At 39.7% G+C, this 26,803-nt stretch carries 22 protein-coding genes and 8 pseudogenes; 1 reads left to right on the top strand and 29 read right to left on the bottom strand.

The features are described 5' to 3' along the window. Positions 1-10: 10 nt before the first annotated feature. From RCG23_RS20440 to RCG23_RS20350, 19 genes and pseudogenes are all read right to left on the bottom strand, one after another. A complete protein-coding gene (locus tag RCG23_RS20440) occupies positions 11-1,117 on the bottom strand; it encodes a prephenate dehydrogenase (RefSeq protein ID WP_308177146.1) in 1,107 nt (368 codons plus the stop codon). 31 nt (positions 1,118-1,148) lie between these two features. Continuing rightward, positions 1,149-2,240: a histidinol-phosphate transaminase gene (gene hisC, locus RCG23_RS20435; protein WP_308177145.1), complete on the bottom strand. Its 1,092-nt coding sequence runs from the start codon at positions 2,238-2,240 to the stop codon at positions 1,149-1,151. Between the two features lie 66 nt (positions 2,241-2,306). After that, positions 2,307-2,708 (bottom strand): chorismate mutase, encoded by a 402-nt coding sequence (gene aroH / locus RCG23_RS20430; RefSeq protein ID WP_374049771.1) that lies wholly within the window; start codon positions 2,706-2,708, stop codon positions 2,307-2,309. Beyond that, the gene (gene aroB, locus RCG23_RS20425; RefSeq protein WP_308177144.1) at positions 2,705-3,769 is read right to left on the bottom strand and encodes a 3-dehydroquinate synthase; all 1,065 of its coding nucleotides are present in this window, start codon (positions 3,767-3,769) and stop codon (positions 2,705-2,707) included. Before aroB ends, aroH begins: the two co-directional genes overlap by 4 nt. Continuing rightward, positions 3,769-4,943 (bottom strand): annotated as a pseudogene (gene aroC / locus RCG23_RS20420) (chorismate synthase). The gene aroB and the pseudogene aroC overlap by 1 nt, the downstream one beginning before the upstream one ends. Positions 4,944-5,114: 171 nt before the next feature. Further along, positions 5,115-5,888: a CheR family methyltransferase gene (locus tag RCG23_RS20415; RefSeq protein ID WP_308177143.1), complete on the bottom strand. Its 774-nt coding sequence runs from the start codon at positions 5,886-5,888 to the stop codon at positions 5,115-5,117. A gap of 134 nt (positions 5,889-6,022) precedes the next feature. Continuing rightward, entirely contained in the window at positions 6,023-6,469 is a 447-nt protein-coding gene (gene ndk, locus RCG23_RS20410; RefSeq protein WP_308177142.1) for a nucleoside-diphosphate kinase, read from the bottom strand. A gap of 90 nt (positions 6,470-6,559) precedes the next feature. Continuing rightward, positions 6,560-7,522 (bottom strand): heptaprenyl diphosphate synthase component II, encoded by a 963-nt coding sequence (hepT, locus tag RCG23_RS20405; protein WP_308177141.1) that lies wholly within the window; start codon positions 7,520-7,522, stop codon positions 6,560-6,562. 43 nt (positions 7,523-7,565) lie between these two features. Beyond that, a pseudogene (locus RCG23_RS20400) lies at positions 7,566-8,269 on the bottom strand (demethylmenaquinone methyltransferase). Between the two features lie 5 nt (positions 8,270-8,274). Next, on the bottom strand, positions 8,275-9,114 hold the full coding sequence (locus RCG23_RS20395) for a heptaprenyl diphosphate synthase component 1 (protein WP_308177140.1): 840 nt from the start codon (positions 9,112-9,114) through the stop codon (positions 8,275-8,277). Positions 9,115-9,328: 214 nt separating this feature from the next. After that, positions 9,329-9,565, bottom strand: a complete 237-nt coding sequence (gene mtrB / locus RCG23_RS20390) for a trp RNA-binding attenuation protein MtrB (protein ID WP_308177139.1) — start codon at positions 9,563-9,565, stop codon at positions 9,329-9,331. Positions 9,566-9,617: 52 nt separating this feature from the next. Beyond that, a pseudogene (gene folE / locus RCG23_RS20385) lies at positions 9,618-10,183 on the bottom strand (GTP cyclohydrolase I FolE). A gap of 214 nt (positions 10,184-10,397) precedes the next feature. After that, a complete protein-coding gene (locus tag RCG23_RS20380) occupies positions 10,398-10,670 on the bottom strand; it encodes an HU family DNA-binding protein (protein WP_308177138.1) in 273 nt (90 codons plus the stop codon). 656 nt (positions 10,671-11,326) lie between these two features. Next, positions 11,327-12,805 carry a stage IV sporulation protein A gene (spoIVA, locus tag RCG23_RS20375; protein WP_308177137.1) on the bottom strand — a complete coding sequence of 493 codons (1,479 nt, stop codon included), beginning with the start codon at positions 12,803-12,805 and terminating at the stop codon, positions 11,327-11,329. Positions 12,806-13,149: 344 nt separating this feature from the next. Then, positions 13,150-13,866 carry a hypothetical protein gene (locus RCG23_RS20370; protein ID WP_308177136.1) on the bottom strand — a complete coding sequence of 239 codons (717 nt, stop codon included), beginning with the start codon at positions 13,864-13,866 and terminating at the stop codon, positions 13,150-13,152. A 41-nt stretch (positions 13,867-13,907) separates the two neighbouring features. Beyond that, positions 13,908-14,093 carry a DUF2768 domain-containing protein gene (locus RCG23_RS20365; RefSeq protein ID WP_308177135.1) on the bottom strand — a complete coding sequence of 62 codons (186 nt, stop codon included), beginning with the start codon at positions 14,091-14,093 and terminating at the stop codon, positions 13,908-13,910. A gap of 244 nt (positions 14,094-14,337) precedes the next feature. Beyond that, positions 14,338-15,394, bottom strand: a pseudogene (locus RCG23_RS20360) (NAD(P)H-dependent glycerol-3-phosphate dehydrogenase). Between the two features lie 92 nt (positions 15,395-15,486). Further along, positions 15,487-16,797: a ribosome biogenesis GTPase Der gene (gene der, locus RCG23_RS20355; protein WP_308177134.1), complete on the bottom strand. Its 1,311-nt coding sequence runs from the start codon at positions 16,795-16,797 to the stop codon at positions 15,487-15,489. A 201-nt stretch (positions 16,798-16,998) separates the two neighbouring features. Continuing rightward, complete coding sequence (locus tag RCG23_RS20350; protein ID WP_308177133.1) at positions 16,999-17,607, bottom strand: YphA family membrane protein; 609 nt, start codon at positions 17,605-17,607, stop codon at positions 16,999-17,001. A 106-nt stretch (positions 17,608-17,713) separates the two neighbouring features. Between RCG23_RS20350 and RCG23_RS20345 the strand changes: the two genes are divergently transcribed. Beyond that, the gene (locus tag RCG23_RS20345) at positions 17,714-17,857 is read left to right on the top strand and encodes a YpzI family protein (protein WP_308177132.1); all 144 of its coding nucleotides are present in this window, start codon (positions 17,714-17,716) and stop codon (positions 17,855-17,857) included. Positions 17,858-17,909: 52 nt separating this feature from the next. Here the strand turns inward: RCG23_RS20345 and fni are convergent. The 10 genes and pseudogenes from fni to RCG23_RS20295 form a co-directional block, all read right to left on the bottom strand. Beyond that, positions 17,910-18,967, bottom strand: a pseudogene (gene fni / locus RCG23_RS20340) (type 2 isopentenyl-diphosphate Delta-isomerase). A 12-nt stretch (positions 18,968-18,979) separates the two neighbouring features. Next, positions 18,980-20,119, bottom strand: a complete 1,140-nt coding sequence (rpsA, locus tag RCG23_RS20335; RefSeq protein WP_308177131.1) for a 30S ribosomal protein S1 — start codon at positions 20,117-20,119, stop codon at positions 18,980-18,982. A gap of 151 nt (positions 20,120-20,270) precedes the next feature. Next, a pseudogene (locus tag RCG23_RS20330) lies at positions 20,271-20,863 on the bottom strand (lysophospholipid acyltransferase family protein). 2 nt (positions 20,864-20,865) lie between these two features. Continuing rightward, positions 20,866-21,539, bottom strand: a pseudogene (gene cmk, locus RCG23_RS20325) ((d)CMP kinase). 261 nt (positions 21,540-21,800) lie between these two features. Beyond that, positions 21,801-21,980 carry a DUF5359 family protein gene (locus RCG23_RS20320; protein ID WP_308177130.1) on the bottom strand — a complete coding sequence of 60 codons (180 nt, stop codon included), beginning with the start codon at positions 21,978-21,980 and terminating at the stop codon, positions 21,801-21,803. Between the two features lie 59 nt (positions 21,981-22,039). Then, entirely contained in the window at positions 22,040-22,705 is a 666-nt protein-coding gene (locus tag RCG23_RS20315) for a flagellar brake protein (RefSeq protein ID WP_308177129.1), read from the bottom strand. Positions 22,706-22,788: 83 nt separating this feature from the next. Further along, positions 22,789-24,138 carry a germination protein YpeB gene (ypeB, locus tag RCG23_RS20310; protein ID WP_308177128.1) on the bottom strand — a complete coding sequence of 450 codons (1,350 nt, stop codon included), beginning with the start codon at positions 24,136-24,138 and terminating at the stop codon, positions 22,789-22,791. A gap of 13 nt (positions 24,139-24,151) precedes the next feature. Further along, positions 24,152-24,865 carry a spore cortex-lytic enzyme gene (gene sleB, locus RCG23_RS20305; protein ID WP_308180124.1) on the bottom strand — a complete coding sequence of 238 codons (714 nt, stop codon included), beginning with the start codon at positions 24,863-24,865 and terminating at the stop codon, positions 24,152-24,154. A gap of 147 nt (positions 24,866-25,012) precedes the next feature. Next, positions 25,013-25,702, bottom strand: a complete 690-nt coding sequence (gene prsW / locus RCG23_RS20300; RefSeq protein ID WP_308177127.1) for a glutamic-type intramembrane protease PrsW — start codon at positions 25,700-25,702, stop codon at positions 25,013-25,015. A gap of 135 nt (positions 25,703-25,837) precedes the next feature. Beyond that, positions 25,838-26,792: pseudogene (locus RCG23_RS20295) on the bottom strand (asparaginase). Positions 26,793-26,803 lie beyond the last annotated feature (11 nt).

Here is a 26,803-nt window from a genome sequence, read left to right as displayed (position 1 = left end):
GAATTGCTTATTATGAACCATACGATGTCGGATAATTGCTATAAGACGCTATGCATCCTTCAGCCCTTTTTCGGTCATCTTCGGTTTGAAAGCTAATTACAAGCACTCCATAGATCTCTTCCCTTGTTTCAAGGATGCGAATATTCGTGATGCTGATATTTTCCTTTGCCAGATATCCTGTAATTTCAGAAATAATACCAGGATAATCGGGAACATCAACAAATAAATCATAAAATGCGGGTATTGCACCTTTTTCTTTCGAAGGCAGCCCATCACGAAACTGTTTTGCTCCCGTAAAATACCCAAGTATCCCTTCAGCATCTTCATGAAGTATCATGTTCCTAATTTGGGACATCTCATCATTCCAATGCTCCAGCAAACTTAATAAAACATCACGGTTATGCAGGAGAATATCTCGCCACATTTCTGGGCTGCTTGAGGCAATTCTGGTTATATCTCTAAAACCCCCAGCTGCAAGACGAGGAATTAGCATTTCCTCTGCAGAGAATTTTTCTGCCTGATGAACAAGTGAAGCTGCAATCAGATGTGGAAAGTGGCTGACGATGCCTGTAATAAAATCATGGCTGGCAGGTGTTACAGTCAAAAACTTGGCTTTCGTCCCCTTCAGCCATTCCTTCAGGATATTTGTCTTATCTTCCGGCACCCTGTTATCAGGAGTAATTAAGTAAAAGGCATTTTCAAATAGAATTTCCTTTGCTGCCGTGAACCCGCTTTTATGCGAGCCTGCCATAGGATTGCCGCCAATAAAATGGATTCCGTTGTCGATCAATTTGGAGGCTTTCAATGAAATTTTCCCTTTGGTACTGCCTGTATCGGTAATAATCACTTCGGGCTTTAAAGGAAGAGAATAAAGCAAATCAATAATTTTTTCTGCTTGATTGACTGGAGTGGCTATTACAATTAAGTCCGCTAAAATAGCTTCTGACTGAATACTTTCACAGTAATCATCAATGACCCCGATCGTTTTAGCCAGCTGTGCGTCCTTAAGGCGGATATCATACCCAATAATTGAAGCTTGGCTGTGTTCTTTTTTTAAACATAAAGCCAAAGAGCCTCCAATCAATCCCAGCCCAATAACTAAAACACGGCCATTCAAAGGATCACCGCCTTGTAAATATTTAATTAATTTAAAGTTCTTCCGCCAAAAATTCCTTCAACAATTCAATAAGACCCTCATTTTGTTCTTTTGAACCAACCGTAATCCTCACACAGGAAGGAAAGCCGAGGGCTTTACCAGACCTTACAATAAAACCGCGGGATAACAGATATTGAAACACCTCATCTCCATCACGGTTAAAATTGATTAAAATAAAATTCCCCTGTGAAGGAAAATATTCAAGCGCGTTTTCACCGCAAAATTGATAAAACTGTTCAAGCCCCTCTCTGTTTTTTAGCTTGCATACCTCGACGAATTCAGTATCCTCGATGGATGTTTTTGCTGCCAGCTGGGCGAAAGAATTGGTATTGAAGGGCTCCCGTGCAGGCTCAAGGGCACGGATTATATCACGATCCGCTATGCCATATCCTACCCGCATGCTTGCCAAGCCGTAGATTTTTGAAAATGTTCTTAACACAATGAGGTTTTTAAATTCCTTTAATAAATTAATTGAGTCGTGATAGTCTTCTGCAACTGCGTATTCATAATAGGCTTCATCTATTACCACCAGGATGTCCTGAGGGACTTTAGAAAGAAAGGATGCCATTTTTTCTTCAGATATGTATGTTCCAGTAGGATTATTAGGGCTGCACAGCCAAATAACATTTGTTTTTTCATCGACTGCCGCAAGCATTCCATCCAAGTCATGATCCCCATTTTTCAACGGTACTTCTCTTACCTCGGCACCTTCTAAGATGGCATTGTGTCTGTATTGAGGAAAAGTAGGAGTGGCCATGACCGTATTTGAATCAGAATGGAGAAGCGCTCTTGAAATAATTTGAATAATTTCATCAGAACCGTTACCAAATAACAATTGATTAATGTCCACCTGTAAGGCTTCCGCTAGTGTTTCCCTTAAATTTGTGGCATATCCATCTGGATAGAGCTCTGTTTTCGGCTGATATTTTTTTAGAGATTCCAGCACCTTATCTGAACAGCCAAAAGGATTTTCATTTGAAGCCAGCTTAGTGATTTTTTCCAATCCATATTGTTTCTTTACTTCTTCAATTGATTTTCCTGGCAGGTATGGTGACAATTCGAGAAGCTGCTTTTTCCATCGCATGAGCTTTCACCTCAATATATATACTTTTTCTTATTAGCACATTAAAGTGTTTTGAGTTTTATTTTATCATATTTCTCGTTCGCTGTTTCCTAAATCAGGACGCAATCCCTTTGCTCCGTCAAGGTAAACATGGAAAAGTTCATCCTGTTTTTTCTCTGTATTGATATGCATCATGGCTCTTATACACATGGGAAGCGAGCCAGGGACGGACATTTCCTTCATGCACATAACCGGTACGTGAGTCCACCCCTTAAAACCCCTCATCGCTTTTGCGGGAAAAACGGCGGTTATATCATCGGTAGTAGATAAAAATATGGACGCAACAGAATCAGCGTTTATTTGGTTTTTTTCAATCATTGTTTTTAAAAGCTTTTCTGCGGCACTTAAGATGGCCAGTTCCGTATTTTCTTGAGCCGTTATGGCCCTCTCACCCCTCTGATCATAAGATAACCCCCTATTATTTATCATGTAAGATACTCTAATAAAATTGCTTTATCTATTTGTTTCATTCTTGGCTTCCCCAGTTGTTCCAGTAAAACAAAATTGATTGAACTGCCTATTGTTTTTTTATCCTGCTCCATTTTTTCTATCAAGCTTTCTGCTTTGAGATGGGAAGGCACTTCTGTTTTATATCCCAACCTATGGATCCAGTTTAAAAATTCCTTAAGGTTGAAGGAAAGACCTGCCAAATCTATACTTAGCTGAAGTGCAAAGACCATCCCAATCATGACTGCCTCACCGTGTGTTATTTTTCCGTAGCCCATTTCTGCTTCGATTGCATGACCAAGAGTGTGTCCAAAGTTTAAAAATGCCCTGATTCCATTTTCCTTTTCATCTTGTGCAACAATATTTCCTTTGATTTTTATTCCTTTTTTTAAAGCCAAAGCCAACTGATCATTTGTGGCAGCTTCAAGATCAGAAATATTGAAAAGGAGCCATTGGTAGAAATCCTGATCCTGTATAAGTGCGTGCTTGATTACCTCTGCATACCCGGATCTCTTTTCAGTTATAGGCAGAGAATCCAAAAATTCAAGGTCATAAAACACTGCTTCAGGCTGATAAAATGCACCTATCATATTTTTCCCAAGCGGATGATTAATAGCGACTTTACCGCCGACAGCACTGTCATGGGCGAGAATTGTGGTTGGAATCTGTATAAAAGAAATTCCTCTCATAAAGGTTGCTGCAACAAATCCGCCAAGATCTCCTACAGCCCCTCCTCCAAAAGCAAGAACCAGAGATTTCCTGTCTAATTTCGCTTCCAATGCTGCCGTCAAAGCTGAATAATAAACCTCAAACGTCTTTGCTTTTTCACCGCTCGGCACAATAAAAACAGTGTAATGGAAATCCTCTAACTGGCTGATGAGTGCATGAGGATGAATTTCGGCTACCGTTTCATCTGTAATAATCATTATTTTAGTCAGCCCTTTAAAAGAGCTGTTCAACATTTGCTTTAATTGCGTTATTATACCTCTGCCGATGAAAACGGGATAGCTTTTTGAAGAAGCCTCAATTGAAATAGTGTCCACTAGAATTCCCTCGCAAATTCGCGCTGCCTTTTAATTTCTTCGACCAACACGTCGATACGGTCACTATAAAACTGGTCTACAATTGCACTGGCAAGCTCCCATGCCACCACATTTTCCATCACAACAGCTGCTGCTGGGACTGCACAGCTATCCGACCTCTCGATGCTGGCAGCAAATGGCTCCTTGGTTTCTATGTCAACACTTTGGAGAGGCTTGTAGAGCGTTGGAATAGGCTTCATAACACCTCTTACAATAATCGGCATGCCATTTGTCATCCCGCCTTCAAAACCGCCAAGACGATTTGTTTTCCGTGCATAGCCACTTTCTTCGGTCCAGATTATTTCATCGTGCACTTCGCTGCCAGGCTTTCTGGCTGCCTCAAAACCAATTCCGAATTCCACGCCCTTAAAAGCATTAATGCTTATTATTGCCCCTGCCAGGCGGGCATCCAGCTTTCTGTCATAGTGGACATAGCTCCCGACACCAACCGGCATGCCCTCTACTACCACCTCTACGATGCCTCCAATCGAATCACCATTCTTTTTTGCTTCATCGATTGCAAGCATCATCTCTTCACCAGCAGCACTGTCCATGCATCTTACAGGAGAGCTTTCAGTAATATCCTTTATTTGGCCAAACTAAAGGATGATAAATCATAAGCAGATTTGACACCTCCTATTTCTACCACATGAGATGCCAGATTTATTCCCAAAAGGGATAGCAATTTTTTTGCCGCCGCCCCTGCAGCTACTCTAACAGTCGTTTCTCTTGCAGAAGAGCGCTCAAGAACATTTCTCATATCCCTATGTCCATACTTAATGGCACCGTTTAAATCCGCATGTCCGGGACGCGGACGGGAAATTTTTCGTTTTACATCATCTAATTCATCTTCGTTGATTGGTTCTGCTCCCATTATATGGGTCCAATGCTTCCAATCATTATTTTTTACAGCAAATGAAACCGGGGACCCTAATGTCAAACCATGACGTACACCTGAAAGAATTTCTACAGAATCTTTTTCGATCTGCATCCTTCTTCCACGCCCATGACCCTTTTGCCTTCTTTCCAGCTCTTGATTGATATCTTCAGATGTTAAAGACATTCCCGCAGGAAGTCCTTCTATAATTGCTGTTAACTGGGGGCCATGTGACTCTCCCGCTGTTAAATACCTCATTCTCTTTCCCCCTTCAACTCGCTAAAGGATTTTTATTAATATACCATATGAAAATGAATATTTATAGTGAAATGTTTTATTTTTCAGCATATTGAATGCCGAAGATAGTTTATCACGCAATGGTCTCCATAATCCAAAAAGGAGCCGCATTCAGCAGGCTCCCGATGTTATTTATTTTTTCCGATAAAAAAAAGTATCCTCAGTTTCAAATCCATAGGTTGCAGGATTAAAAATCTGTTCAGTGCTTCCGACAAAAAAAATGCCGTCCTTTCTTAGCGCACTGCTAAATTTTTTGTAGAGGCCGTCCTTTGCTTCCTCAGTAAAATAAATCAATACATTTCTGCAAACAATTAGGTCAAATGGGCCACCAAAGGGGTCGGCAAGCAGATTTTGCTTTTTAAAGGTTATGCACTTTTTTATTTCATCTGAAATTTGAAAATAATCACCCTGCTTATAAAAATACTTTTTCTTTATTAAATCCGGAACTTCATTTAAGGACCTCTCAGGGTATATACCTATTTTAGCCCTTGCGATTGCGTTTTCATCCAAATCTGTTGCCATAATGTGAATTTGAGAAGCGGGCAGGAATTTTGACATCATCATTGCAAGTGTATAGGGCTCTTCCCCGGTAGAACAGGCTGCACTCCATATTTTCAGACGTTTATTCTTTTCAAGCATTTTAGGCATGATTTTGGTCTCTAAAACTTCCCATCGCTTGTAATTCCGATAGAACTCTGAAACATTTATGGTCATTCGATCTAAAAATTCATTTAAGAGATCCTTATTTTTATTCATTTCAGCAAAAAAATCCTGAAAAGAAGAAAAGCCTTTTTTTTCATATAAGGATATTAGGCGCCGTTTCATTTGCGCTTCTTTATACAGAGAAAGATCTATTCCAGTTTTTCTTTTAATATTTCCGACAAAAAGCTGATAATCCTGTGGCATGGTAATACCCCTCTTGCACTGTATATATTGCAAAAAAATATTTTAATAAATAAAGAGACATGGATACAACATTTTTGAAAGCGTATGCAAAAAAGGCACTCGTATATGTTTATACAAGTGCCTCTTTTTATTAATTAGTAAATCCACTCATTAACTAATTTAGTGTACTCTGTCAGCTCTTCTTCTTTGAAGAATACGCCGATTTCACGCTCTGCACTTGCTGGAGAATCGGATCCATGGATTACGTTCTTTCCTACTGTTAAAGCAAAATCTCCGCGGATCGTACCTTGAACTGCATCTTTAGGGTTAGTTGAACCCATCATCTGACGAGCAGTTGCAATAACGTTTTCACCTTGCCAAACCATTGCAAATACAGGACCAGAAGTAATAAAATCTACAAGTTCTCCAAAGAAAGGGCGCTCTTTATGCTCACCGTAGTGCTCCTCTGCCAGGCTTTGGGGAATGCTCATTAATTTTGCTCCGACAAGCTGAAAGCCCTTTCTTTCAAAACGGCTAGTAATTTCACCAATTAGGTTTCTCTGAACTCCATCAGGTTTTACCATCAAAAATGTTTTTTCCATGAATTCCACTCCTAAAAATTATGTATAATGACTATCCGGAAGGACAACCCACGAAAAATATTAACATTGTTTTGAAAATTTCGCAACCTCTTAAGATTTTCGCCTCCCAATAAACCTAGCAATGTCCCGAAGGGTTTTTTGGGCTTTATTCGATGGCAGTTCTTCAAGAATTGCTAACGCCTTATCCAAGTAGCGGTCGCTTAAAGCGAGCGATTCTTCAATCGCACCCGATTGTTTAACCATTGATATGATATTTTGCATTTCAGCAGGATCCATATTTTCATTGACCTTTTCAATTTCCTGGCGAATAACATCGTTTCTCATTGCATATAAAGCAGGAAGGGTTATATTCCCTTGTAATAAATCACTGCCCGCTGGCTTTCCTAGATCTTTTTCGGATGCCGTAAAATCTAGAACATCGTCGGTAATCTGAAATGACATTCCAACGTAATAACCAAAACGGAAAAGTTTTTTATGAAGTGATTCTTCTACTCCGGCAGCAATGGCACCGAGCTGGCAGCTAACAGCGATGAGAAGGGCGGTCTTCCTTTTTATTCTGCGCAGATAATCACGGAAGTTTTGGTTATATCGATATTTGTCTTTAATCTGCTCAATTTCACCAATACACACTTCAACAATCGTATTTGCAAGAATCTTATGTGCCAACGGATTTTTGATATTAGTCATTAATTCTAGAGAAAGTGCAAAAATAAAATCACCGGTATACATAGCTATCCGATTATCCCATTTCGACTTGACTGTTGGTTTTCCCCTTCTCATATCCGCATCGTCAATTACATCATCATGGACCAATGACGCCATATGGATTAATTCCAGAGCAACAGCCACGTCTTTGATGACTTCGATATCATATTGGCCAAATTTCCCAGCAAGCAAAACAAATACAGGCCGGATTCTTTTTCCTCCGGCTTGCAATGTATGCAAGGAAGCCTGCTTTAAAAGAAGAGATTCTGCCTGAATCGTCTCCTCAAGCTTTTTTTCAATTAAATTAATATCCGAATTCAAAAATGAATACATCATTTTTAATTTCATTTGTATTCACCCTGCTTTTTCATCCTGTGTATCCGTCCTAAAATCATCTCTTATTGCCTATATGAACTGCAGCGACTCCTCCACTATAGGGCTTATACACTACATCCTTAAAACCAGCAGTTTCAAACATGCGCGCAAGCTTCTTCATGCCGGGAAATCCCTTGCCGATTCTTGAAGCCATGAATACTCATTGAAGCTCTTTGCAAACAGTTTCCCGAATACAGGCATGATAAATCTGAAATAGAAATAATATAGCTGTTTGAAGCCCAGCACCGTTGGCTGGGATGTTTCAAGGCAAACTGCAATGCCTCCGGGTTTCAGTACACGGTTCATTTCTTTTAATACCTGCAAATAATCCGGGACGTTTCTCAAGCCAAACCCTATTGTTACATAATCGAAGGATGCATCAGGGAAGGGCAATTCCATTGCATTCCCATGAACGAGCCGTACCTGCTTTAATTGCAGAGCGTTTACTTTTTCCTGCCCGATTTTTAACATATTCTGGCTGAAATCCAATCCGACCACTTCACCCTTAGTGCCCACTGCATCAGCTAATGCAATTGTCCAGTCAGCTGTACCACAGCATACATCCAGGGCTTTTGAGCCAGGTTGGACATTCATTCTTTTCATCGTATCTTTGCGCCATTTAATATGCTGCTGGAAACTGATTACTGAGTTCATTTTATCATAGTTTTCATATATTTTTTCAAACACATGATGAACCCGCTCTTCTTTAGACTGGTGCATTTATCTTACCCTTCTTCCACATATGTTTTTGCCATAGGCTGGTGCTGATTGAGAATGGATGAGATCCTTTTTTCTAAAACATCATTCAGATATGGGAGCTGATTTATTCCCTTTTCAATTAATCCTTTTGAGAATTCAATATACCGGTCACAGATTAACAGCAAATATCTCTGCTGTTCCTGTGAGATGTCTTTGTTTTTATTCTCACTTTTAGGAAATGCCGCTTTCTTCAAGGCGTCAAATAAAATGGAAGTTCCAGCCTGAAGGTACTGCTTTTTTTCATTAAGCAACCGCTTGACGAACAGAAGGTCTGATGCAAATTCGCTCCAGACGTTTGCCTGAAAATAATGCGATAGCCTGTAAATTAAAGACCCCTCAATTGCCTTTATGTTTGCCATCAATTTCTCTATTCCATCAAATTCCTTTTGGTAAAGTGATATTTTGTGTTCATTCACTTCTTTAATTCCTCTAGAGAGCGCGTTGATCATTAAAATATCATCAGATTCTGCAAGCAATTTATAGTACAAGCCGCTAAAGTAATCTCCTGCTAACACAGTCAGCTGGCGGCTTTTGGGATTTTCGTTCTCTGCCTCGGAAGTATAAGCATTCGAGACATTTTCATGGGTATCAAGGGCAATTTGAACAAGCATGGTTGTCAATGCATAATTTTGCATTTCAATATAGGGCAGTTCTAAATGATCCATGATGGAAATTAGGATTAGAAGTTTATCTTCATCAACAACAGGAGTTTTAATATAATTAAGCAAGTATGGGTGATGCACCTTTTGCTCAACTTGCTCTTTAATATCTGCCAGTTTAGTTTGAATGTCCTGCAATTTGATCACCCTTGCTTCCCCAAATTCTAAAAATGTAAGCGTCTTAATAATAAATGTTTTATGTAAATCTATATTGTTTTTCTATTATTCCCAATAAACAAGGCAGTCACAATTATAACATAAAAGATGTTTTAATGCTCAGCTTTCACAAAATAATAACAATTCCAGCGTATGATAAAAATAAAAGAAACAGAACGGTTTGAAACTTCACCGTTCTGATCAACTATTTTTTCAATTCGCTTTCAACTTCTCCAAAAGAAGTCAGAATCTTCGCGTTCCCTCTGATTTTAATAGCTGACGTATGATCGGTAAATTGTGCGATTAGCACTTCACCTTTATCGAGTTTTTCCGAATGATGAAATTTGGTATCCGACCCTCTTGTTAATCCAATTACGCTAACACCATCATCTACAGCCTTGATCACTATATACTCAGAATTCTGCGATTTCTTATTATCCATAATACTGCCCCCTACATGTAAATGGTAGATAAAAAACGGGGTGAACTTTAAATTAGTTTTTGATTAAAGATAATACCTCGGACCGTGCGATTGCATTGTCAACGAACTCTCCGCGTACAGCAGAGGTTATCGTTTTAGATCCTGGTTTTTTTACACCGCGCATGGTCATGCACATATGCTCTGCTTCAACCACAACCATTACTCCATGAGGTTCGAGCTTCTCCATAATACTGTTGGCAATGGTAGAAGTAATTCTTTCCTGAAGCTGACACCTTTCGCAACAGCCTCAACAGCCCTAGCCAATTTACTTAAACCCGTTACTCTTCCGTTTCTTGGTATGTATGCTACATGAGCTTTTCCGAAGAATGGTACAAGATGGTGCTCACACATTGAGTAAAAAGGGATATCCTTCACAAGTACCAGTTCCTCATGGTCTTCACCGAAAATGGTTTCAAAATGAGCTTTCGGATCTTCATTCAATCCGCTGAAAACTTCTTCATACATTTTTGCTACACGTTTTGGGGTATCGAGCAAACCTTCGCGGTTAGGATCCTCTCCGATTGCTTCTAAAATCAAACGCACCGCTTCTTCAATCTGGGCACGATTCACGTTTGTCATGATGTTTCCTCCTAATGTATCTACTATTCCTCTTGACAAATACATCTTAGCATATCAGTCAGGACATGCAAAATTAAATACTTTTGAATAGAGCATTGTAAGTTACGCTGTACTGAAGGTATTTTTACAATGATCAAAAAACGAAAAAAGGCCGCAGATTGACTCCACGGCCTTTTTTGCTTAAGCATTCGCTCAAAGCACATAATTTATGTAATTATTTCACTGCATCTTTAAGCGCTTTACCTGGTTTGAAAGCTGGAACTTTGCTCGCAGCGATTTCGATTTCATCGCCAGTTTGTGGGTTGCGTCCTTTACGAGCAGAGCGCTCACGAACTTCAAAGTTACCAAAACCGATTAGTTGTACTTTGTCACCACTTTTTAAAGCGTCTAAAATGGATTCAAAAACAGCATCAACCGCTTTTGTAGCGTCCTTTTTAGAAAGTTCGCCTGCTTCAGCTACTGCATTAATAAGTTCTGTCTTGTTCATGCCATTCACCTCCTCCCAAAAATTTAAATTGGTAAATAAGATTACTTATCTACATTTCTAAACAAAATTCGCCAATAATATACGTCAATCCGTATATTTTGTTGACAGTGCTAATATTAAAGCAACACGTTACAGATTTCAATCTATTTTTTCATTAAAAACCCAATAAAATAAAGGTTTTTAGCACTGTAACGTAATTCTGTTAAAAGATTATCATAATCATTTAGCCATATCAAGAATATTTAATAAAATAATGGAAATCTTTTCTTAACTGTAATGACTATGTAATAACTTTAATTGGTTTATACCCTTTGGTTTAACTCTCAAACCTTAAATACAAAAGGCTGTTTTCTAAAAGATTGTTGTTTTTAATAGTAGTTGATTTCCACTTCAGGATGCTCGCTTTCCGCGGGGTTGGCGGTGAGCCTCCTCGTCGCTGAAGCGACTGCGGGGTCTCACCTGTCCCACTGCTCCCGCAGGACGTTGAATCAGCTCCCTAGAATACACACCGCACGAAGGAAATGCGATAGCATTTTCGAGGATCTCGCACCTTCCGCTTCAATCAACTTCCTTATCAACCATCTGATTCACTCTAAATAGCAACAAAGTTTACGAAAACAGCCATACAAAAAGACTCCCATAGGGAGCCATCCAAGTTAAAGGATGATGGCAATTAAGCCGCCTGATCCTTCATTTATGATTCTTTCTAATGTTTCTTTTAATTTATATCGTGCATTTTCTGGCATTAATGAGAGTTTTGCCTGGATGCCCTCTCTAACGATTGAACTCAGGCTGCGTCCGAAAATGTCAGAATTCCAGATAGAAAGCGGATCGTCCTCAAAATCCTGCATCAGGTAGCGGACAAGTTCCTCACTCTGTTTTTCAGTTCCGATGATTGGGGCGAACTCTGATTCAACATCTACTTTTATCATGTGGATGGATGGAGCGACCGCTCTAAGCCTTACTCCGAATCTGGCACCCTGGCGTATGATTTCCGGCTCCTCAAGACTCATATCAGACAGTGTTGGAGATGCGATGCCATAACCGGTTTGCTTCACCATTTTCAGCGCATCTGAAATATGGTCATACTCAGCTTTTGCATGCGCAAAATCCTGCATCAGTTCTAGCAAATGGTCCTTACCCCTAATTTCAACGCCGACTATTTCTTTTAAGATTTCATCGTATAATTCATCGGGAGCGTACAGATCAATTTCGGCAACCCCCTGCCCCATTTCCATCCCTGCAAGCCCGGCACGCTCGATATAATCAAACTCACTGAACTGCTGGACTACTCTGTCAACATCTCTTAATCTCTTTATATCTTTAACTGTTTCCTTCACTGCCTCTTGATAGCTTTCACGAAGCCAATGATTCTCTCTAAGGACCATTACCCAGCTCGGAAGATTAACATTCACTTCAAGCACAGGGAATTCGTATAGTGCTTCACGCATTACATTTAATACATCAGATTCCCTCATACTTTCCACACTCATCGCCACAACCGGAATATCATACTTTTCTGCCAGTGCTGCTCTTAATGATTCAGTATTAGGATGATATGGCTGGGCACTGTTTACCACCATGATGAATGGTTTGCCCACTTCTTTTAGCTCGTCAATCACGCGCTCCTCGGCTTCCAGATAGCTATTACGAGGAATTTCACCGATCGTGCCGTCGGTTGTAATCACAACCCCGATAGTAGAATGCTCCTGAATAACTTTTCTGGTTCCAATCTCAGCTGCTTCATGGAAAGGGATTGGCTCCTCATACCATGGAGTAGTAATCATTCTAGGACCATTTTCGTCTTCGTAACCCTTTGCGCCTGGAACTGTATATCCAACACAATCCACAAGCCTGATGTTGACATCCAGACCTTCTCCAACATGAACCGACGTCGCCTGATTAGGAACAAATTTCGGTTCTGTTGTCATGATTGTTTTACCAGCAGCACTTTGTGGAAGTTCATCCTGTGTGCGAGCCCTTTCAGCCTCATTCGCTATATTCGGTAAAACAACCAGTTCCATAAATTTCTTGATGAAAGTGGATTTGCCAGTCCGCACTGCACCGACAACCCCTAAATAAATATCACCGCCTGTTCTTTCGGCAATATCTTTAAAAATATCTACCTTTTCCAAATGATCCCCTCCCGATCATAGAGTTAGTGGGATAATATTATCCATTTAGGTATTTTGGGACAATATATATCTATGATGTTGTCCTATATTTTTATGACTGTTTTTTAAAATTTTCTTACCCCCTTATTGGAAAGTCACCAGATCAGTTGGAAAATGATTTAACCCGTGCTTGTCAACAAATAAGGGCTCTGCAAGAAAACGAAGCTACTAAAGGACCATTCCCTTATATCTAAGAGGATTCTGCTTCTTTTCCATCAACAAAAAAACCCTTCTCCTACAATATATTTCATAGGAAAAGGGTTATGACTAATTTTCTTAATAGCCAAGAAAAGAGAATACCGCTGTTATTTCTTGTTTTCCAAAAAAACCGGTTCATTTTTTTCATCAATTGTATATGGCAATGAATAGGCAGGTACAAACATTGATTTTTTCAAAAGGATTTGGCGGATATCGTCGCCAGGCTTGAAACCGCCTGTTCCTTTTTCTTTAATTGCACGATATAAATCCATACGATAATCCACATATACTTCACCTTCACCACTAATGATATAAGGGAGATTTTGATGAGTATATGGGCTTACGGCAAATGGAGGCTCCTTATAGCCCAGTTGTTTGAAATCCAGTGTATAAACATTGGATGCCAATATTTTTTTAAATGGAGGATAGCCTCCCATTTTGATTCTAAGTTTTATCTCTCTAATCGTATCTGCTATCCGCAGATCGAATAATTTGACTGTTGGTTTTGTCTCGGCATTGATGATTACATATTGGAAAACACCGCCGCTTTCAAAAGCATTTCCCGGCGGCTCGGCCATGTATTTCGGGGAAATTTTTTCGAAATCGATAGGGTATTTTTGATAAATCGGCGTATTCGCATCTCTTGTTTTAATCGGAAGAATTCCTCCGTTATCCTTTTGGAAGGATTCAACCGCAGACTGAACCGCTTGAAGCTGGTCTTGATACGGCGTTTGATTCTTTGCCATTTCTTCTTCCGGATACATACAGCCGGAGAGAAGGATGGATAATAACCCGATCAATAAACCAAGAAATTTCTTTTTCATACTATCCATCCTTTAAACTTATCTTTCCTTACAAAAAATTGTCAGGCAAATAAGGTAATAAACATAATAATTCCAGACAGAATCATAAAAATATAGGCTGCAAGCGCTGTAACAAATCGAAAAGCACCTTTAAGCTTGTACCTGCTGACAATGATTAAAATAATGGCAAGAAACATAAATGCCATCCCTGCAAAGGATATCCACATTTTTAATAAAGCTGGCGACAAAGACAACCCCCCCTTTTTCCGAAGGTAATTATATCACAGGAGTAAAGTTTAAAAAATTAAAAATAAAAAAGGCCAAAGTAAAGAGGGGCGAGGTCTTTACTCCGGCCTTGGGACTAATTAACCCATGCACACTTTTCATGTTACCAGTTTGCTTCGATGCATTGTATGCTGAGGCTTTATAAAAGGTATCCTCAAACGCCCAATCAATAAAAATAAATAGGTGGGTGCACAATTAAGATCGTTCTTACTCTTCATCACTCAGAAGTTCGCCAAGAATATTGGAAAGATCCTCCATTTCGCGCGTCTTTCCACGTGCCATTAATGTATCAACAGCATCTTTAGCATTCTTTCCATTAAAAAGAACGTTATAAAGAGCCGTTGTGATAGGCATATCAACAGAGAATTTTTCCGCAAGCTGATATGCAGCCTTTGTTGTTCTCACACCTTCCACTACCATCCCCATATTCGCTAGTACCTCATCAAGTGACTGGCCTTTTCCAAGAAGGTTTCCAGCTCTCCAGTTCCTTGAATGGACACTAGTGCAGGTAACAATCAAGTCGCCGATCCCTGTTAAGCCAGAAAAAGTAAGCGGGTTGGCACCCATTTTTGTGCCTAGGCGGGCAATTTCAGCCAAGCCCCTTGTAATCAAGGCAGCTTTTGCATTATCTCCATACCCAAGCCCGTCCGTTATTCCTGCAGCGAGTGCAATAATATTTTTCAGGCCCCGCCAATTTCTACACCTATCACATCGGGATTTGTATACACGCGAAAATTGTGATTAATAAACAGATCCTGAACTTTTTCGGCAGCAGTAATATTCGATGAAGAAACAGTTACCGTTGTTGGGTGGCGAAGGCTAACTTCTTCAGCATGGCTTGGCCGGAAAGGACGACCACGTCTATTAATAAATCGGCTTGCATTTCTTCTTTAATCATTTCTGAAATCCGAAGGAGCGAATCTGGCTCTATCCCTTTACTAACATGAACAATGGTTAGAGGTGTATTTTGAACAGATTGAATCTTGGATAGAACCTCTCTTATTGCTTTTGTCGGCACCGCCAAAATAATCGTTTCAACTCCGTTAAGAGCATCTGATAATGAAGCATATCCATTAATGGTTTCAGGCAACGAGATTTCAGGCAAATACTTGGTATTTGTGTGAAATTCATTTATTTCCTGCACCTGCGTTTCATTATGGCTCCACAGTCGCACTTCATGTCCATTGTCAGCCAGAACCATAGCGAGTGCCGTTCCCCAGCTTCCTGCACCGATTACTGCTATTTTTTCAGTATTATGCTGCATATATAATCACAACCTTTTTTTGGCTAACCAGAATTTTCTTCTATAAATTCTGATCGCTCACGACCGACAGGACAGCCAATCGGCGAGTTCCTTTATTTTCTCTCCCTGGCATAAACTTTGATTGGTGTACCTTCAAAGCCAAATGCATCTCTAATTCGGTTTTCCAGGAATCGTTCATAAGAGAAATGCATTAATTCCGGTTCATTTACAAACACAACAAAGGTAGGCGGCTTTACAGCCACTTGAGTGACATAGTAGATTTTGAGCCTTTTGCCTTTATCTGTAGGTGTTGGATTCATTGCTACAGCATCCATAATAACATCATTTAGGACATTAGTCTGAACACGACGCGAATGGTTTTCACTCGCAACATTAATCATTGGCAACAATGTATGAACCCGTTTTTTAGTCTTGGCAGATAAGAAAACAATTGGCGCATAGCTCAGGAATAAGAAATGCTCCCTGATTTTCTGTTCGAGTTCTTTCATTGTCTTTTCGTCTTTTTCAATGGCATCCCATTTATTTACGACAATGACAACTGCACGGCCAGCTTCATGTGCATAGCCTGCAATTTTTTTATCCTGCTCAATAATACCTTCTTCAGCGTTGATGACCACTAGGACAACATCAGAGCGTTCGATTGCTCTCAATGCACGAAGTACACTATATTTTTCGGTACTTTCGTAAACTTTTCCTTTTTTTCTCATCCCTGCTGTATCAATTATTACATATTCTTGTCCATCATATGTGTACGGAGAATCGACTGCATCACGGGTTGTTCCTGCAATATCACTTACTATGACGCGTTCCTCACCCAGAATTGCGTTAACCAATGATGATTTTCCAACATTCGGACGTCCAATTAAACTAAATTTGATTACATCTTCATCGTAGTCATGCTGTTGGTTTTTTGGAAAATGCTTTGCAGCTTCATCTAGCAAGTCCCCTAAACCAAGACCATGTGAACCCGAAATAGGAATCGGCTCACCAAATCCCAGTGAATAGAAATCGTACATCTGTTCACGCATTTCGGGATTGTCAATTTTATTTACAGCTAAAACAACCGGTTTCTTTGTTTTATATAAAATTTTTGCCACTTCTTCATCTGCGGCTGTAACACCTTCTCGTCCATTCGTTAAGAAAATGATAACATCGGCCTCATCGATGGCGATTTCAGCCTGTTGACGTATTTGTTCAAGGAAAGGTTCATCCCCTATATCAATTCCGCCCGTATCAATAATATTGAAATCATGTGTCAGCCATTCACCAGAACTATATATACGATCCCGAGTTACCCCTGGTATATCTTCGACAATCGAGATTCTTTCTCCTACAATCCTGTTAAAAATTGTAGATTTACCAACGTTAGGACGCCCAACGATTGCAATAACAGGTTTTACCATTATGTTCACCCTTTCATAAAACAGCTATTTATTCATTAAGATTCTCATTTTTTGAAAATAATTAAAATGACGATAGAATTTAATCAAATCACTAATGAAAAGAAACCCTTCTTTCAAAGAGAAGGGCTAACTTTATTATATTAACAAATGTTATTCCTTCCTAGCAATGAAAACATTGGATATCCCTAAGAGATTTCTCGATCAAGAGGATTTTTGTTTCTCGCTTTGATTAACAATAAGATGAGTTTCAAAAATAATTCGTGCATTCTCAAGGAAGCTCCAGCCAAGAATCAATGCAGCAGATATCGCACAAATATCCAGATAATCAAAAGAACCAACAGGGTAGTTAAAGGATAATTTATCTACAACAATTGCAAAAAGGATTTCCCCCTGCATTGTTCCACTTACCAGCAGTATAAGCCTTCCTTTTAACGTTTTTTGCAGGATAAGAACAATATAAGCCAGAATGATGGCCATCATCCAATCTTTATTGAAAATAATCAGGACTGGATCATAAATCTCAAATAAATGGAGTGCGGAATATGCAGCTGTAACAATATAGGAACAGATAAAAAAATAAATGATTGTCCGTTTCTTTTCCACTGCCAGAAGGTGATAACAAAACAGCAAGGCAAACAAGCCCCCAGCATAAATATCAAGCCCTCCTATGGGAAAATGGAACGAGGAACAAATAATCATCCCCAATAAGGCAGCAGCTAATTTCGTCCTATATGGACTTTGTTTTTTCATAAAAAAGGTAACAAAAATCCATATCGCCCAAGAAATCCATAAAAAACTTAATCCACCCATATCATTCACCTCCTACTATCCCCATTATAGGAAGGAAATATGTACTTCATACTTGCTGAATAATCTTGCGACAAAGAATCATCTTAAAAAGAGGAGGTGTTTTATTTTGGGAAAAGACAGACAGGAAAAAAAGCTGAAGGCAAGCAAACGTGTTGAATCTGATAGGGACCAGGCATTGCATTATCCTGGCTCAACCAAGCTGCAAAGCCCGGAGGAAGCACGATCATTAAATGACTCTAAATATGATTGATTAAGGAATAATACGAAAAAACAAAAGCTCTCGAATATTTTCTTCGAGAGCTTTACTCTTTTGTTCGCTGACTGTACTTTTTTGTATCTATTCCCCTTTGCTCGAGCCAATGGAAGGTTTCACCAGAAATCATCAGCGGAACTTTTTGCAATTCCTTTATTGAACGCGCACCGAGCGCAGCCATTATAAATATTAATTCTTTATGAAATTTATCGATTTGCTCAAGTAATGCCTCGAATCCATGTTGTACCAAAACTTTTAAAAATGGTCCTGCCACGCCAATGCCGTCTGCTCCAATGGCTATTCCTTTAGCGATATCAAGGCTGGACCGTATCCCTCCTGAGCCCAGGATTGGTACCCCTGTGCCACTGTTAGATCCCTCAATGATAGAAATAGGCGTAGGTATGCCCCATTGATTAAAAAAGGGAAGGGGCTCTTCTCTGCGCTTATTTTCGATTTCTGCAAAATTCGTGCCGCCATAGCCTCCTACATCAATAATGGCAGCACCAGCTGATGCCAGGCTTTTTATCGTTTCGCTGCTCATTCCAAAGCCCGTCTCTTTAACGATTACCGGGACATTCACGGAGTGGGCAATACGTTCTATCCTTTTTAATGCTTCAGTAAAATCGCGGTCACCTTCTGGCATCGTCAATTCCTGAATCACATTCAAATGGATCTGCAGGGCATCGGCGTCGACCATATCTATTGCAGCCTTTGCCTGCTCCGATGTAGCTTCGCTTCCAAGATTGGCAAATATAATGCCATGCGGGTTTTCAAGACGAACAATTTCAAAAGTTCTCCGTTCTGAGCTTTCCTTAATAGCAGCCATTTGAGATCCTACAGCCATAGCCAGACCCTTTTTGCTAGCGGCAGCAGCAAGATTGCGGTTGATTTCATATGTTTTTTCTCCGCCGCCTCCAGTCATGGCATTGACAAAAATTGGCGAACTTAAATTAAGTCCGCCAATTGAATTGTCTAGCCGAATATTGCTCAGACTGGAATCAGGTAAACTGTTATGAATAAATTTAATATCCTCAAATACTGAAGATGGCTCATGGCCCCTTCAAGCGCAAAGCGGATATGATCCCATTTACGATTCGATCTAGACACTGATAATCACCATTACTTTTTTAGATTCTTTAATTGATCACCGATCATTTCCCCAAGCTGGAAACCTTTCGACTCCTCAGGAAGTTCATAGTCAAACGTTTCCTCGGATTCCTTTTCAAGTAGCTCCTTGATGCTAAGTGAAAGGCGCTGTTCCTGTTCATTCGCTTCAAGCACTTTTACTTTTACTTCTTGGCCTTCCTTTAATACTTCGTGCGGAGTGCCAATATGCTTGTGGGCAATTTGTGAAATGTGTACAAGTCCTTCGACACCAGGGAACACTTCTACAAAGGCACCATAAGAAACAATTCTTTTTACTACACCATCTAAAACACTGCCTTTAGGGGCTTTTTCAGCAACACTGGTCCATGGTCCAGGAAGTGTTTCCTTAATTGATAAGGAGATTCGCTCATTATCACGGTCAACATTAAGGACTTTCACTTGTACTTTTTGGCCTTCTTCAACAACTTCTGAAGGTTTCTCTACATGCTCATATGATAGCTGTGAAATATGGACAAGGCCGTCAATACCGCCGATATCAACAAACGCACCAAAGTCGGTGATCCTTTGTACAGTACCCTCTAAAATCTGCCCAGGCTGGAGGGAATCAAGAATATTTTGTTTTTGTTTTCCTTTCTCCTGTTCAACCACTGCACGGTGAGAAAGGATCAGGCGATTCTTTTCTTTATCAAGCTCAACAATTTTAAAGGAGAGCTGCCTTCCTTTATAATCAGAAAAATCTTCAACAAAATGCGCTTCTACAAGGGAGGCAGGAACAAAACCACGGACACCCAAATCAACGACCAAACCGCCTTTTACGACATCTTTTACCTCGGCATCAAATACTTCGCCGCTTTGGAATTTTTGTTCAAGCTTTTCCCATGCCTTTACAGCATCCACTTTCCGCTTAGAGAGAATAAGAGCTTCCTCTTCAACTTTCAAAACTTCCAGTTCCAATTCGTCCCCTTCGGCTACAGCATCTGATGCTTTTTCAACATGAAGGCTGGAAAGTTCGCTAATCGGGATAATTCCATCCAATTTGCTTTCAGAAATGCCTACCAGTACCTGTTTTTCTTCTACCTTAGTAACTTGTCCTGTTACTCTGTCGCCTACTTCAAAATTTCTTACTTCTACCTGATTCATATCTTCTGACATATGTACTCCTCCTTAATCCATTGACTGCTCCTAATATTTATCTAATGAGGTGAATGCTCCACATGCACCCCATATAAACCCGAGCCGCAAAAACTAAAGAATATTCAAAAAACATCTCTTTTTAATAACTTCTTATAAATAACTTATTTTGTCAAGCAGAAACCTGCCTGTGTTTTTCAATAAGTTTTTGAATTTCGGACATGATTACATCTGTAACTTCCTCGGCAGATGCCTTTGTACTTCTTAATCCATCCATATCAATCGGTTCTCCAAAAACCACTCTTAGTTTTGAAAGGCTTTTATAGGGCCGATAACGGCACAGGGAACCACAGCAGCATCTGATTTTAGAGCAAAAAATCCAGCTCCGGCCAGTCCCTTGCCTAATTCACCGGTCTTGCTTCTTGTTCCCTCGGGAAACAGTCCTAAAACCTCTCCGCTCTTTAAAACAGCTAGGCCTTTCCTTAATGCTTCCCTATCGCTCATCCCTCTTTTAACAGGAAAAGCATTGCATTTCCGCACGATATCCCCTAGAACTGGTACTGTAAACAGCTCTTCTTTAGCCATAAAATGAACTGGCCTCGGAGTTGTGATGCCCACAACAAGAGGGTCATAATTATCAATATGGTTTGAGCACAGCAACACCCCGCCCTGTGCAGGCAATTTGTCCGCTCCAATAGTCTGGATGCGGTACCAGGGCTTTAACAGCATATAAACTACTGTTCTGGCAAAGGTATAAAACGTCAAGTTCATCCGATCCTTTCATTCACGAGATCCATTATTTTTTCCACGACCTCCATGATTTCCAAGGATGTCGTATCAATAACCACTGCATCTTCCGCTTTTTTTAATGGAGCAATCTCCCGCTCTGAGTCGAGCTTGTCCCGATAGGCAATTTCCTCTTTTAAGCGGGCAATATCCGAGGGGATTCCTCTTTGAATATTTTCGTTATGGCGGCGTTCTGCCCTTTCATCTACACTTGCCAGCATAAACACTTTAACTTCTGCATGCGGAAGAACATGAGTGCCAATATCTCGACCATCCATTACAACTCCGCCACCCACAGCGAATTCCTGTTGCCTTCTGACCATTTCTTCCCTTATATTTTTATGCATCGATACAATGGAAACATTATTTGTAACAAAAGGAGAACGAATCTCATTTGTAACATTTTGATTGTCAAGATAGACCAATTGTCCCTCAGCAGATGGGACCAGATCGATTTTGGTATTTAACAGCATTTTGATTAATTCTTGGTCATCTTCCAGGTCAAGGCCTCTTGAAGCGTTTTATAGGTTAATGCCCTGTACATGGCACCCGTATCAATGTAAACATAAGATAATTTTTCTGCTGCTATTTTAGCAACCGTGCTTTTCCCTGCTGCTGCAGGACCGTCAATCGCTATTGATATTTTCTTTTCCATATTTCCTCCTGAAACCTTCACTCGTTGTCTTTATTATAAATTCAATTGTTCTATCATAGCAGGCTGGCAATTAGCTCCCTTGTTGAAGAGTTGTTACATTCCGCTTAGTATGTGTTAATCCAGCATCTGAATAAGAACATTCTATTACATTTTACCACATTAAACTTAAATGCTCTTTTATTTTAGCATTCAAATAAATATTTTATTTATACTCCTTAAGTGTTCTGCTTTCATCAAAAAAAGCAGGTGGCTGCCTGCTTTTTACTGCTTGCTGAATACTTCAAGTATTTCAGTATATGTATTTTTGTTAACCCCTTCATATGGTGTTAAGGGGTTAAGCTCCGGAAAAACATTCAGCTTATGTATTACAACCTGAAAAAATAATAGAAGGAACAATTGTATTAATATAATCTTAATTAAAACTCTTTCAGCCGTTTTCATTACTTCACCCCTGCCCCTGTTTATTAATATTATTATCGGGGCAGAAAAGCAGTTTTATTCTAATTGGCAAGCGCCTTTTTCTTCATACCCAATTGGCGGTCAAAACAAAGTCGCAAAAGCAGCTGCCTTTCCTGGGCTGAAATATTACAAAATTCAAGGGACATTTTATTTCTGGTTTGATTGAAGGGAATAATCCTTACAACCTTACTTTCTAGTTTCATATAATGATATTCTCCGCTTTGCAGGGTAACGACCATCCAGGACTCCAAAATTGTCCCAGGGCTCAGATGGAAATCGAGCGGAACCAGTACGGAAGTCCCTCCAGCGCTAACATCTTCAGTAACTGCAGTAAACGGCAGGAATTTAGTTTTTTTCGATGGCTTCAAAGCGATATCAATTGCTGTTTCTACTCTTACATACTGTCGGCGCTGAATTTTTATCAGGTTTTCATTGCCTGGATAAGGGATTATAAGCATCGGAATATTTTGTTTAACTCTACCTTTAATTTCTGTTTCAAACAAAAAGACTGATGATCCATCCTGGCCAACGAAAGTAGCTTTCATTTGTGATCCATCCAGTAAAAAAACAGTTCTGTTTGTTTTTAAACTTATGGGATAGTCAATAAAAAGGTCATCTCCTTTTTTATCTACAACTCTGCATTTATATTTTTCAAACTGATCATCATATTTTGGTTCAAGTGTTAAAACGTCTCCAATTTGTATCATCCTGAGTACCTTCCTTCAGAAGAAAAATCCTATTATTTACATTATACATTGAATAAAAAAGGAAAAGCACTTCTTGCTTTTCCTTAAATAACATCCTGGTAAACCGATTCTGCATTCTTTAGCTTTTCTACATCTTCTTCCATTCCTGTTTCCGCGTTAATAAAAATACGGTAGGTATCCTCACCAAGCGTTCCCATTAACTCATAACAAAGTACTTCCTCATTCAAATCATTTAGAATAACAGCCAGCCGCTCTTCCATTACCTTTAGATTTGGATTGGCTTTTGCCTTTGCTTGTTCTTTCGTTAACACTGGCGCTGAAAGCTTTCTTGAATGGTGTGTCTTTAGGTAATCTTCCGCTGAAAGTCCAATAACTTTTCCATTATCAAGTGCTATCTTTACTTTGATTGATTCAGGATAAATTCGGACGTGATTTAACGAAGTGACAAAATTAAATACTCCGACATTATCGTATTGGCTGCTTTCGAACATTTCCAGATTATTGAATCCATTTTCCTTTAAGAAGGACATGGCTTTAATTCCTGCTTCATTCAAACTAATCGATTGTTTTTTAATAACACGGGAATTGATGAACCAAATAGGATATCCACCTTTTTTAGTAATATCCATGCTTGCTTCCTGCCCTGTTTGCCTGTTTTTAAGTGATACACTATAAAATCCATAATCTGAGCCTTTTCCATTTTCCGTTACCTTTAATCTTGCATTGCCATCAAAATCCATATATTTTTTTGCAATCTTAGTAGCTTCCCTTCTCGAAATTCGTTTCCCTTCTAATTTATTAAAATTCTCGTCCCTCTTTTGCATATTCACAAAGGTAGGGCCCAGGTCCGTTTCATCATATCCCGCAACAGTCTTCTCTACTGTTTTAAAGCCGTCAATTATGGTATTGTCGGTTGTTTGCTTTCCTGAAGCAAGAGCGAGCTCTACATCCATCCAGCGCAAATTGTTTTTCAGGACAAGGTGCTGGACATTTCTCAGTTCACCTTGAATATCCCCTGATTGCTTATACAAAACCTTAAGTGAAGCATACTCTTTGGGTGAAAGCGGCTTTTTATCCAAATCGCGTACAGCCGTTTTATAGCTGAAGTTACCTATATTAGATAAGAACTCTTCTGTCTTATTAAAAGGCAATAGTGTAAGAGGCAGCTGCCCTACGTCCCCATGTGCCTGAGATGTTATTCTCCATACTTCTGCCAATGCAGGGGAAAGTGAATTCCTGGAGTTCATCGCTAGCGTGGTGCCGATTTTATCATGCAATAGATCCATTTGATAAGAAAGATCATGGAAGGCACGCTGATAGTTATTTTCTGCGTTCAAAAGGATCGCATTTTTCTCCCTGTGCTCCTGATAGCCCCAGTAGCCTATCCCTACAGCACCTAAAACCAAAAATGCAATCAGAATACTTCTTAACAAGTTCTTCACCCCTTTATTTACAAAATATATGTTTCCCTATCCTTTTAATTTGAGGGCGTCCCCATATCCATGAGCTCGTTGCGGTAGCAGGGTTAAAATAATACAATGCATTCCCTGTTGGATCCCATCCATTGATGGCATCGATTACCGCTTTTTTGGAGGTTTTATTCGGTGTAAGCCAAATTTGTCCATCAGCAACAGCAGTGAAGGCTCCAGGTTCAAATATTACACCCGCAACGGTTTTAGGGAAGGAAGAACTATTTACACGATTGAGAATGACTGCTGCAACTGCAACCTGACCGGTATATGGTTCCCCTCTTGATTCACCATTGACCGCATTGGCCATTAGCTGGATATCATTTTGAGAATAACCATTTGGTGTGTTTGCAGCAGTTGGCTTTCTCTGTTTTGATTGCGCTGTCTTTTTCTTTACGCTTTTTCCCTGTTTAATTTGTTGCTTAACAGATTGTTTATTATATTTCGACGCTTTTACCAGTTTTGCTTTGGCCTTCGCACCTGCAAGTCCGTCAATAGGCAATCCAAACTCATATTGGAAATTTCTTAACGCCCAATAGGTACTCCATCCAAACACTCCATCTATTTTCCCATGAAAATAGCCGATATACTTGAGCCGCGACTGCAGCTCAATCACGTCATCCCCTACTGCACCTCGCTGAATGACCTGTCCGCTAAAAGCATAAGCCTTGCCTCTAGGAATTTGAAGCATGTATAACACACAAAGGAAAAGAATAAAGAGGCGTTTCAAATGGTTTTTTTTCTTTTTCATGGATTTGTTACCCCCGAATGTAAAACTTTTTCTTCTTAACCCTATTTTTTGTTAGAAAGGCAATTTTATTCAAAAAAAACCCTTCAATTAGGAATGAAGGGTTTTTTGAAGACGATATTTATTTTTCATATGATTGGCACTAAGGATTTTTGCCATTTTTACTTTTCTAAGGCCAAGCCACCATAAAAAGACCATGAACGGTAAAATGACTACAAGCCAATTTTCTTGTGAAATAAGAATGTAATCATATAAACCATGAAGAAGAAACGGCAGCAAAAGTGATAAGCCCAGCCATTTCGTCTTTAGACCTTCCGTAAACTTGCCTTTGCCAAGATAAAAGCCCATTATGACACCAAAAAGAGCATGGCTTGAAACAGGTAGAAGCGCACGTCCAATCGCATGTTCAAGTCCGTTAGCCACCAGGTAGAAAATATTCTCTGCTGTCGCAAAACCGAGAGAAACTGATGCACCGTATACAATCCCGTCAAATGGTTCATCAAATTCAACATGCTGATAAACAGCATAAAACAATATAAACCATTTAAAAAATTCTTCCAAAAAACTCGAGTTAAAAAAAGCATGCAGCCATTCAGATTGAAAAATATTCTCCATATCAAGGACATGCTGAATAAACATAATCGGAAATACAAGCAAAGCTCCATAAATAAATGTCCTGAAAACGACAGAGATCGGCTCGGAATCATATTCATCTTTCAAATAAAAATAACTCAATAAGGCCAAGCCGGGAGCAATTCCGGCAGATAATATCCCCAGCATTTATTGTCCTCTTTTCAATCCTTTTTTAAAATCGTATCACGGATGGCCTTTAAATAAAATGGAAAAAGCTGATATTTACAAAAATAAAATAACTGCATTCACGAACCCTTATTGGCAGGCTGCAACCAAGAAAACTTAAAATGAAATTTGCTCCAGACCGCTCGCAAGTGCTACAGCTAGTTTAATTCTTGCTTTTTTCGAATCATTATCACTTCCCAGGATCACACCTTTGTTATAAAGGTCGTATGCACTTCCTTTATAATCATAGGTTGTGTAGACCGCCCCTTCTTCAGCGCTGGTTGTTACGACGATTTTCACGCCCTCACTGATGGCCTTTTCAATTTCATCCATCATTTCCGGAGCAACCTGACCTCGCCCTACACCTTCAAGAACGATTCCTTTTATTCCACTTTCCCTTGCTGCTTTTATGAATTTCCCGTCTGCACCGATATAGCATTTAATGAGATCTACTGAAGGAACGGGCCTTTGATTTCAAAGCACTCTCTTTTAATGGGCCTTTGATAAACCTGAACCTGATCATTATCAATAATACCTAAATAACCGAACCCAAAGGCGTTAAATCCCTGGATATTTGAGGCGTGTTCTTTTTTCACATAACGAGCCGCAAAAATTCGTTCATTAAAAACAACTACCGTCCCGACACCCTTTAAATCTCCGCAGCAAGCAGAATAGATTGCATGCCTTAAATTAATGTAAACATCACTCCCCAATTCCTCCGGGGATCTCTGTGATCCTGTAACTACTATGGGCCGGTCATCTTTAACGGTTAAATCAAGAAAGTAAGCTGTTTCTTCCAGTGTATCTGTTCCATGAGTGACAACAACCCCCGAAATGGTATCATCACAAAAGTAATTTTCGATTTTATTTTTCAAGGTAACAAGATCATCAAACGTAATATGGATACTCGCTTTTTGAAATGCAGAATCTACAATCACTTCAATATCCTCAGGCAAATGGCACATTGCTGCCAATTCTTCCCCAGTTAATGCCCCAGAGGCAAGCTTTCCGGACTCTTTATTGGCCTGCTGGCAATCGTTCCTCCCGTTGTTAACAAAACTACTTTCTTCATGTTTTTCCTCC

The organism is Neobacillus sp. PS3-34 (assembly GCF_030915465.1).
In the GTDB taxonomy this organism is placed as follows: domain Bacteria; phylum Bacillota; class Bacilli; order Bacillales; family Cytobacillaceae; genus Neobacillus_A.
This window is presented reverse-complemented; position numbering and strand designations above follow the sequence as displayed.

Coding starts and splice junctions, on each gene's coding strand:
- hisC (WP_308177145.1), bottom strand. CDS start 2,240: ATGCGATGGAAAAAGCAGCTTCTCGAATTGTCACCATACCTGCCAGGA.
- aroH (WP_374049771.1), bottom strand. CDS start 2,708: ATGATAAATAATAGGGGGTTATCTTATGATCAGAGGGGTGAGAGGGCC.
- RCG23_RS20415 (WP_308177143.1), bottom strand. CDS start 5,888: ATGCCACAGGATTATCAGCTTTTTGTCGGAAATATTAAAAGAAAAACT.
- ndk (WP_308177142.1), bottom strand. CDS start 6,469: ATGGAAAAAACATTTTTGATGGTAAAACCTGATGGAGTTCAGAGAAAC.
- hepT (WP_308177141.1), bottom strand. CDS start 7,522: ATGAAATTAAAAATGATGTATTCATTTTTGAATTCGGATATTAATTTA.
- mtrB (WP_308177139.1), bottom strand. CDS start 9,565: ATGGATAATAAGAAATCGCAGAATTCTGAGTATATAGTGATCAAGGCT.
- RCG23_RS20380 (WP_308177138.1), bottom strand. CDS start 10,670: ATGAACAAGACAGAACTTATTAATGCAGTAGCTGAAGCAGGCGAACTT.
- RCG23_RS20370 (WP_308177136.1), bottom strand. CDS start 13,866: ATGAAAAAGAAATTTCTTGGTTTATTGATCGGGTTATTATCCATCCTT.
- der (WP_308177134.1), bottom strand. CDS start 16,797: ATGGTAAAACCTGTTATTGCAATCGTTGGGCGTCCTAACGTTGGTAAA.
- RCG23_RS20350 (WP_308177133.1), bottom strand. CDS start 17,607: ATGGGTGGATTAAGTTTTTTATGGATTTCTTGGGCGATATGGATTTTT.
- rpsA (WP_308177131.1), bottom strand. CDS start 20,119: ATGTCAGAAGATATGAATCAGGTAGAAGTAAGAAATTTTGAAGTAGGC.
- RCG23_RS20320 (WP_308177130.1), bottom strand. CDS start 21,980: ATGAAAACGGCTGAAAGAGTTTTAATTAAGATTATATTAATACAATTG.
- RCG23_RS20315 (WP_308177129.1), bottom strand. CDS start 22,705: ATGATACAAATTGGAGACGTTTTAACACTTGAACCAAAATATGATGAT.
- sleB (WP_308180124.1), bottom strand. CDS start 24,865: ATGCTTCAAATTCCTAGAGGCAAGGCTTATGCTTTTAGCGGACAGGTC.
- prsW (WP_308177127.1), bottom strand. CDS start 25,702: ATGCTGGGGATATTATCTGCCGGAATTGCTCCCGGCTTGGCCTTATTG.